Source organism: Vibrio sp. V03_P4A6T147 (assembly GCF_002241085.1).
Classification (GTDB): domain Bacteria; phylum Pseudomonadota; class Gammaproteobacteria; order Enterobacterales; family Vibrionaceae; genus Vibrio; species Vibrio anguillarum.
This window is the reverse complement of the sequence record NZ_NDIO01000288.1, coordinates 1-8,879: the sequence shown is the minus strand read 5'-3', so window position 1 is coordinate 8,879 and position 8,879 is coordinate 1. Positions and strand designations below refer to the sequence as shown.

Below are 8,879 nucleotides of genomic sequence, written 5' to 3'. Positions count from 1 at the left end.
ATTGGATGCTCAACAGAGCAAATGGTTTGTGATTAATGATGATTTTTTAAATGGTTATCGAAACTTTTTAGCCGAGCGCGCTTTCTCCTGAACGGAGTTCACCATCTTCGTAAACGCACGATCTTTCGCTCTTCTCTCCGCCAATGTCGCACTGTTGTGGGCTTCTTCGAGCAGTAGCTTTTTGTAGTTGTCTAATCGTCTAGAGGATAGCTCTCCTCTTTCTACTGCTTCTCTGACCGCACAACACGGTTCATTCTCATGCAGGCAGTCACTAAAACGACATTGAGATGCGAGGGATTCAATATCGGCAAAGGTGAGTTGAATCCCTTCTTTGACATCGCTCAGTTGTAACTCTCGCATTCCTGGCGTGTCCATCAACAGACCACCTCTGGGTAACCATTTAATCGCACGATGGGTAGTGGTATGGCGACCTTTGCTGTCTTGTTCACGAATATGGCCAGTTTCCATTTCATGGCGACCAAGTAAGCTATTGACCAGTGTTGATTTTCCGACACCCGAGGAGCCGAGAAACGCAATGGTCTTGCCTTTCTGACAGTAATTTTCCAATACAGAAACGTCTTGGCTATCCAACGCGTTAACACAGTGAACGCTCAATAGCGGGTCAAGCTTTTGTACTTGCTCACGAATATCATCAGGATGAGGGCATAAATCGACTTTTGTCAGCACAATCACAGCTTGAGCACCCGCTTCATTGGCCAAAGCCAAATAACGCTCAATGCGATTTAAGCTGAAATCTTCATTAAATGAACTGACGATAAAAACACAATCAATGTTGGCTGCGATTAGCTGTCGCTTGAGAGTGCTGCCAGCCGCTTTGCGCTGGAATAAGGATTGTCTTTCGAGCACACGAAGTATTCGCTCGTGATCGAACACAACCCAATCGCCCACACATACCGCTTCGAGTTTCGGCGGGAGATTCAATCGCAACGTCCCGTTGTCACTCATCAAAACAACGTCAGATTTATGATGTTCGATGATTCGACCGAGCGAGCCGTTCTCTAACTCTTCTAAAGACAGTTGCTGCTGGAAAAAAGGTCGCATACCTAACTCTAGTAATGAAGGAGCGTTCATGTTCACCACCTACCAATAATAGGGATTGTCGAGGGCGGGTAAACATGTTGGTTTACCCGCAACGTGAGGGATCACTCCACCAACTAAAGATTGTGCAATAAACACATAAAGATCCTCATCTTTGGTTGGTAAAGTGAGAAAGTCTTCCACGAGTTTCGCAATTAATGCACCTTCTTCTTTACCTTCTGAATCCGAAAATGTGTCATTGAACAGTGTAATGATTTCTTGAGCTTGTTCTTGTTTGTACAAAGCGTATTTCATGCGTCTATCTCTTGGCTAGTTTTAAAATAAAGTACTGATAGGTAAAATCTTTTGTGGCAAATCGCTCATAAATCGAAATCTCTTTGTTAATGTCCAGCAATGCTTGGGACGCAGGCATAACAGCTTGTAATTCCTCAACTCGGTCTTGCAGCGGTTGCCAGTAGTTTTGCCATGCATCGACGCCCAATGAGAAGTGTTCGATCACATCGTAGCCATGCTTTTTGAACAGAGCGAGCCGTTTAGGTATCGATTGAATGTCTGGGTAGTCTGCCAGCCAAAACTGTTTTGTCTCTTCGTCAGGAGAGTCAGTGAGCCAAACCAAATCACTCACCATCAATACGCCATTGTCTTTCAACAGAGGCTTCCATTGTTTTAGTGCGTTCTCCATTCCCATAATGTAGACGCAGCCTTCCGCCCAAATGGCATCAAAACATTTTGCCAGAAATGGCAGTTCCGTCATGGAGGCACAAACAGGAGAAATTCGCTCATGTAACTGTGCGTTTTGGATTTTTTTATCGAGCAGTTCGATGGCAATAGGCTCATTATCCACAGCTGTAATGTGTGCGTTACTGTTGTCAGCTAGCAGTAACGTTGAGAGGCCAGTGCCACAACCAATGTCTAAAATATCGGTCATTGTCTGAGGCGACATTAATGAAATCGCTTTTAAAGAGTCCTTGTGACTCCCTGGCCCCCATCTTTCTAATGTTGCAAAGACCGTCATAAAGTCTTTCATGTAACTCTCGTGTTCGTTCATATCTTTTGATAACCACTTTAATCTGAGCGCTTCTTTTTCACTGTAACCCTGCGTACTTAACCAGTTTAAGTAAGCGCTAGGCGCACTTTGACTCAGAGAATGGTGTAACTCTCTTTGTGGACGTTCCCCAAGTAACGCCAGTAGCAACTCACGAGCGTGGATTTTTTTATCAATTTCATGGTTGAGTTGCGTCAGGCGATTTTCCAATAAGCTTCGGCTTAATTTGGCGTCCAAGCATTGTTCGCACTCTTTCAATGAGAGTCCTGCGCTTTGAAGTTGTTGAATTAAAAACAGCCGCTGCAAATCGTTTTCGCTGTAATAGCGATATCCATTGTCAAGGCGCTGGCCGTTAATCAGCCCTAACTTCTCGTAATAGAGTAAGGTGGTGCGAGAGAGCCCCGCCTTTGCTGCCAGTTCCGAAATCAAATACATGTGAGATTTGACCTAGATGTTGTTTGTATGTCGAGAGTATGAACTATGGAGTAGTAGACAGGTCAAGTGGCCGTGTTCGAATTTTTCGCCAACAGTGACAGAAGTGAGATGACGGTAGTGAGGACTGCGGATGATTTTGAGATATTAGTCGGTAGCTAGTAGCCAGTTTTCAATACCAGAGCTTATTTATGAATAGATAAATTAGCAAAATCACTGGCAACCTATTGTCCAAATTCCTGTTAGCAGATGCGATACGAATATAAACCTAACCAATGAAGAGCTGGTAATTGCTCGTGAATGTGTAGAGCGCATCTAACGCCGTAGACCTTGTTCCCTATCTTAAAGCCTGAACCCAAGCGTTCGGGCTTTGTCTTTAACACACTGACTGATAAGTAAAAGCAGAGTTTTCTACTCGCTTGAACAGATATGACCTCTAGTTACTTAGTATTAGAAATAGTGTGTTTTAGGTTTTACTAAACTATCTTTAACAGCATAACAATATTCATATAAACGAATGGCTTTAATGATTGTGTTTGGAGAGCGCATTTATGCAGTGGATTAAAGACTTATCGATTACCCAAAAAATGATTTCGCTAATTACGCTAATGCTGTGCCTAATTGTTGGTGTTGCAAGCTTTAGCGCTTTAAAAATGAATCGTATTGCGCTTGAAATTGAAGAGATCGCTCATGAAAGTATCCCTTTAATTCGATTGAGCTCGGATATCACCATCAAACAGTTGGAAAGCTCTATCGTGTTAGAAAAGGCTTTTCGACTGGCTAAAATCCCTGTCGAAGGCAACTCACAAGCGCTGAAAGACCTTACTCAGAAGACAGAAAACATCGCAAAAGTGTTGGAGTCTGAATTGACACAAGCGAAGCAAATACTCAGTGATGCAAAGAAGCATCGTCAAGCGAAGGGTGTTGATCAAGAGAGTCAAAACCGATACCAAACATTTGAAGCGTTAGAAAGTCATTACTATCAGTATGAGGTGGCTTTATTTGAGTTGCTCAAGCGCTTAAATAGTAATGAGCCAGTAGAACAACTTGCGCCACAAGTGCTCGTGCTAGAAAAAATGCAAGAGGCATTTAATACCGAAATTGAACATTTTCTACGCGATTTAGAGCAAAAAACAGCAACCTCTATTCTTATTACTGAAGATGAAGAACACAGAGCATTGCAGGGCACAATAACATTAGCTGCCGTTTCGATAATTCTTGGCCTTGTGATGGGGACGTTACTCAGCCGTCAAATTGTTCGCTCTGTGCTAAAAGTGAGAAATATAGCGGCGAAAATGGCAAATGGTCATTTTGATCAGCACATTGTGCCAGAGTCAAAAGATGAGATCGGCCAGTTGACGCAAAGTATGAACACTATGGCGGACTCGTTGAGTAAAACCGTTGGTGAGGTGATTCAAAGAGCAAACAGCATTGCAGGGCTGGTGACGGAATTAAATGTGTTGGCAGAGAATAACCGTAAAGCGATGCTTGTACAGCAAGAGAGCACTCAGCAAGTTGCGGCTGCAATGGAGCAAATGGCATCAACGATTACAGAAGTGGCGAGTAATGCTGAAGGTGCCGCGGAGTCGACTACTCGTGCAGATAACAGCGTTAAAGCGGCTTGTGAAACGACAGATGTGACACAAAAAATCTCCCATCAATTGGTGATTAACGCGGCTAACTCACAAAAAATGATCTTAGAGTTACAAGACAGCACACATAAAATTCAGAATTTCGTTTCAGTGGTTGATTCGATTTCAGAGCAAACCAATTTGTTGGCACTCAACGCTGCAATTGAAGCGGCAAGGGCGGGTGAGCAAGGAAGAGGATTTGCGGTTGTGGCTGATGAAGTGCGCGCTTTGGCTTCTCGCAGCCAAGAAGCGACTCATGAAATCAGCAGTTTGATCCAAGTGTTGGTGAATAAAGCTCAAATTGCTGCAAAATCGATAGAAGATAATGACCAGCAGATCAGCGAATCATCAACACTCGTCGATAGTGCAAAAGCTCAGCTCTATTCGATAGCGGGAGCGTTAGACGAACTGATGCAATCTAACTTGCAAGTCGCCTCCGCCAGCGAGCAACAAGCCGTGAGTGCTGAAGAAGTCAGCCAAAATTTGTTAGGTATTCGTGATTCAGGCGACAAAGTATTAGTGAGCACGGAAGAAACTGCTAACGCTAGTAATGATTTATCACAGCAAGCCAATGATTTAAAAGCGTTAATGAGCCAATTTAGTGTGCGTAAATTAGCTTAACGTCAATAGTATTCGGATAGAAGAAAGGGCGACGTTGCTGTTCGCCCTCCTGATATCAATTATCTCTTCAATGTGCTGAGGACTTTGACCTTAGCAAAGGCATGTGCCTTTTTAACGAATATGGTTTTGACGTATGTAGCTTTGATGTAGACGTATATAGCTTTAGCTGACGTAGCTGCTTAATCTGGATTGCTTGTTTCTTCGCCCATTGAATATGACAAATCTCCATTGCCAAACCAAACGCCATCGCAAAATAGACGTAGCCTTTATTGATGTGCAGCTCAACACCTTCCGCGATTAACAAACCGCCCAGCATCATTAAAAACAGTAATGCCAGCGTTTTAAAACCCGGATAACGGGTGACTAAGGCGTTAATGCGCGCTGCGGTTAATATCATGATCACCGCAGACGCTAAAATGGCCGCGACCATGATAGGAATGTCGTTAGTTAGACCCACCGCAGTGATTACCGAATCCATGGAAAATACCGCGTCAACCGCGACAATTTGCAGTAATACGACCGCAAGGCCAGCACTTACTGTCGTCGTATGTGAATGCTCATCAGGCATCAGCCAGTTCCACAACTCTTTTGCTGCTTTGAATAACAGAAAAGCACCGCCGAAGATGAGGATAAAATCTCGTCCAGATAATTCGTTGCTAAACCAAACGACTATCGGTGCAGTTAACGACATCAGCCAACTGATAGAAAAAACCAAACCAATCCGAGCGGTAACCGCTAACAAAATGCCTAAGTTACGCGCAAGCGGCCGCTGCTGAACGGGGAGTCGTTCACATAAGACGGAAATGAACACTACATTATCAACGCCAAGAACCACTTCTAAAGCAAGCAGTGTGGCAAATATCGCCCAAGTTTCGGGTAGTAGGAAGAGTTCTAACATGTGGCCTCCTTAAATAAGGGGGCACGGTGAAGGGGGGGATCAGTAAATATTGGTCGCCTGAAGGGGTCGTCCATTGTCAATAAAAGCCTCTGTTGCTAAGGAAGCGACAGTAAATCATTGACTGAACCACAAGACAAGAGGGCGATTTGTAACAAAATACATATTCATCTTATCGAACAACGCCCTACGAGCTATTTGTTTGCTCTCAGGCTAATTGTATCTTCAAAATGATGAGTCTTATTTAAATCACGCTTTGCGATAGAACCTTAGTTTGCCGTGTTGATGAGGTGGTGCATAGTTGAACACTGCTCTCCGGGGTAACCAGGCAGAGCCTTAGCGGCTGAGCTACATGCCAGTTGTGCAGCTTGTTCGAGTCGTTCTGGTAGCGTACTCGCATTGACCGGCACCCAATTCATTTGCTCCCCAAGCCAGCTAGCCCAAGCAAACTCAACAAAATAAACCTGTTCATGCTTGCTGTAATAACCGGCATCTTGTAGTTCACCTGCCAAAGAGCGGTAGGGGTAGTCGGGTAGCTTACTTATGTGTGCAGGTAATTGATCGGGAGTTAGCGGGGCTCCTTTTTCATCGCGCAGCCATGTCCAGTGGTTGCCTTGCATGTCTTGCCAAAAGCTCTCCTTGTTGTCGAGGTGAGCAAGGATGTGGACGGTCACCTCTTTCACACCTTGCTGCCAAAGCGCCTTGGTTAGATGATGTCGGTCAACCAACCAATACTGGCCATCAGCATCTACGATTACCGGAATCTTTTTCTTTTTCATGTACTTCTTAAGTTGTGCTGGGCTTTTTGTCGCCAGTTTGGCTTGTGTTTTATCAACTTGTTGCTGACCAACCCCGGCCTGAGTGGGGTGTAGCTGATTAATATCTAGGCTGCACCAGTCTCCGATGCCACTGTCTGGCCCGCAAGGAGCGAGTGCCCATGCTCCCTGACTGATGATTGCGGCGGCAAGCAATATCCATCCTTTGCTCAACATACTATTCCTTTTGAATGATGACGGTACCAATGCAATCAAATGCACTGTTGAGTATTCAATATGTAAAAGTGAAAGTTTAGCCTTCACCGACCCTCTGCCTTGCATTGTAGGAGTTTGAAGCCTAACGGTACAGAAAACATCGATAAGGTATTGGAGAATTTATCAGTCGGTATATAGTTTGATAAAAATCATAGGGTTACAGTGAGGGTGTAAAGTTATAACTTTGAATGAATGCATTAACGTTTACCATTTGGAGTGTGTTTCAGAGTAGAGTGATTAGCGAGCCGTCAACACAGTTTTGCCCCATTCTTTGGTTCGATGAATTTAACACACACTTCACCAAAGCATCATTTGACTTACTTTTCGTAATACCAGTAACGTGTCTACGGATTAACCTGAGATTAGGCTAGATAGTGACTAGTGAATAACTTGATTTTTGACCTAAATCACCCTGAACACACTTGTAGTTCATCTCGTTAAGCACCATAATCAACAAAAATACGTTGATTATGGTGTTTCCGTGCTAATAAAATTTATCTGTGAAAATTTCTACTCTTTTGGCAGCGAGCAAGAAGTATCTTTTGAAGTTGGAAAAAAACCATCAGCTTCCTACTACGACATAAACCTAGAATCTGGTGAGCGTCTGAACAAGGTATTGGCTGTTGTTGGTGCTAATGGTGCTGGTAAGACTCAGCTGTTGCGTCCACTTGCTTTCCTTGGCTCATTTATATCGACTTCTGTGTTCGACTATAAACCATCTGAGAATATCCCATGCATGCCACACCGATTGTATACCGATAAGTCTACTGATTTTGAACTGTACTTCATGCTCGGTGGGGAGCAGTACAAATACAACTTATCGATTACAAAAAACGATGTATTGTTGGAATCACTGTATAAAAAAACGAGTCGTAGCTACTCGTATGTGTTCGTCAGAGAGAAAACTGAGGATGGATACAGCTACAAGCAAAAAGGCTTCGGCTTTTCTGTAGCTCAAGCCAAGAAAGTTAGAAGTAATGTCTCTGTTATTTCAGCAGCATTCCAACAGAATGTGTCTAACGCATCTAAGTTCTATGAGTACTTTGATAGTTTTATTTTCAATGTGAATATGATGGGGCGCAGACATTTCAATGATGGTGATATTCTGGAAGCGACCGAGTTTCTAAAAGAAGATAGTGAGTTGAAACAGAGATTACATCAAGCTGTCTTTGACTTCGATTTGGGAATTCACGATATTGAATATAAGTCGCAAAAGCTTACAGATGAGAAAGGAGACGAAATAGAGTTTGATTTTCCTTTCGCTATCCATAAGTGCGAAAAAGGTGAATTTACACTCCCATTCTTCGAGGAATCTAGCGGTACTAAAGCTCTTTTTGTAATGCTTCGTAGGGTACTTCCAGTACTACAATATGGTGGTGTTGCTATTTTAGATGAGATTGATAACGACCTCCATCCTCATATGCTCCCAGTTATTCTAAATTGGTTTAAGCACAAAGAGACTAACCAGCATGATGCACAGCTTATCTTTACCTGTCACACACCAGAAGTGCTAAATATACTCAAGAAACACCAAGTCTACCTCGTAGAAAAAGAGTGCCTTGAAAGTGATGCATGGCGTTTGGATGAAATGGTAGGCATCCGTGCCGATGACAACCTTTACGCTAAGTACCAAGCTGGCGCTCTAGGTGCAGTCCCCAACGTATAGGAGTGTTGAAGTTGGCGAAGAAGAAAGTTAGAAAGGCTAATATTGCGTCACTTATCGTCGTTGGTGAAGGTATACACGACAGAGCGTTCTTGAATCACATGAAAGACAACTATGACGGCCGAAACACTGGGCAAGTAGTTAAAATCGAATCATCAGATGGTGGTTCACCTAGAAATATTCTCATGTCTGCTAAAAAGAGCCAAGAAGCCGCTTACGACAAACGATATGTGACGTAGCAATACCACAACACGATTGGGCGTATGCGGAAAAGCATAAGATTGAAGTAATTTTATCTGCACCTGTATGTCTTGAGGGGATGGTACTTGATGTCCTTGGTGTTCAGGCTGGAACCTGCGGTGACCGCTGTAAAACTAACCTCAAACCTTTTCTTGGTGGCTGTCCTACTCAAAAAACTAGCTACCAAAAATCGTTTTCAAAAGAAGTTTTAGATGCTACTGAAAAAGAAGCGATTGTTAGTCTTAGAGAATTGATTTCTAAT

8 protein-coding genes are annotated in these 8,879 nt (G+C 43.3%); 3 read left to right on the top strand and 5 right to left on the bottom strand.

Going from position 1 to position 8,879, the window contains the following annotated elements:
• Positions 1-54 precede the first annotated feature (54 nt).
• From rsgA to B9J84_RS11280, 3 genes are read right to left on the bottom strand one after another with little or no spacing between them, the layout of a single operon-like run.
• Positions 55-1,092, bottom strand: coding sequence for a ribosome small subunit-dependent GTPase A (gene rsgA / locus B9J84_RS11290; RefSeq protein WP_094124157.1), 1,038 nt, complete (start codon positions 1,090-1,092; stop codon positions 55-57).
• Positions 1,093-1,101: 9 nt separating this feature from the next.
• Complete coding sequence (locus B9J84_RS11285; protein WP_017048211.1) at positions 1,102-1,353, bottom strand: hypothetical protein; 252 nt, start codon at positions 1,351-1,353, stop codon at positions 1,102-1,104.
• Positions 1,354-1,357: 4 nt separating this feature from the next.
• Complete coding sequence (locus B9J84_RS11280; RefSeq protein ID WP_094124156.1) at positions 1,358-2,539, bottom strand: MerR family transcriptional regulator; 1,182 nt, start codon at positions 2,537-2,539, stop codon at positions 1,358-1,360.
• A 548-nt stretch (positions 2,540-3,087) separates the two neighbouring features.
• Here B9J84_RS11280 and B9J84_RS11275 point away from each other — a divergent pair.
• Positions 3,088-4,788: a methyl-accepting chemotaxis protein gene (locus tag B9J84_RS11275; RefSeq protein ID WP_094124155.1), complete on the top strand. Its 1,701-nt coding sequence runs from the start codon at positions 3,088-3,090 to the stop codon at positions 4,786-4,788.
• Between the two features lie 67 nt (positions 4,789-4,855).
• On the opposite strand, the gene B9J84_RS11270 is transcribed toward B9J84_RS11275, so the two are convergent.
• Together B9J84_RS11270 and B9J84_RS11265 are read right to left on the bottom strand one after the other, a co-directional pair.
• Complete coding sequence (locus tag B9J84_RS11270; protein WP_094124154.1) at positions 4,856-5,686, bottom strand: TerC family protein; 831 nt, start codon at positions 5,684-5,686, stop codon at positions 4,856-4,858.
• Positions 5,687-5,952: 266 nt separating this feature from the next.
• Positions 5,953-6,675: a ParB-like protein gene (locus tag B9J84_RS11265; RefSeq protein WP_094124153.1), complete on the bottom strand. Its 723-nt coding sequence runs from the start codon at positions 6,673-6,675 to the stop codon at positions 5,953-5,955.
• 520 nt (positions 6,676-7,195) lie between these two features.
• Here B9J84_RS11265 and B9J84_RS11260 point away from each other — a divergent pair.
• Positions 7,196-8,380 (top strand): ATP/GTP-binding protein, encoded by a 1,185-nt coding sequence (locus B9J84_RS11260; protein ID WP_094124152.1) that lies wholly within the window; start codon positions 7,196-7,198, stop codon positions 8,378-8,380.
• 316 nt (positions 8,381-8,696) lie between these two features.
• A partial coding sequence (locus B9J84_RS16360; RefSeq protein WP_404207106.1) for a hypothetical protein occupies positions 8,697-8,879 on the top strand: 183 nt, incomplete at its 3' end.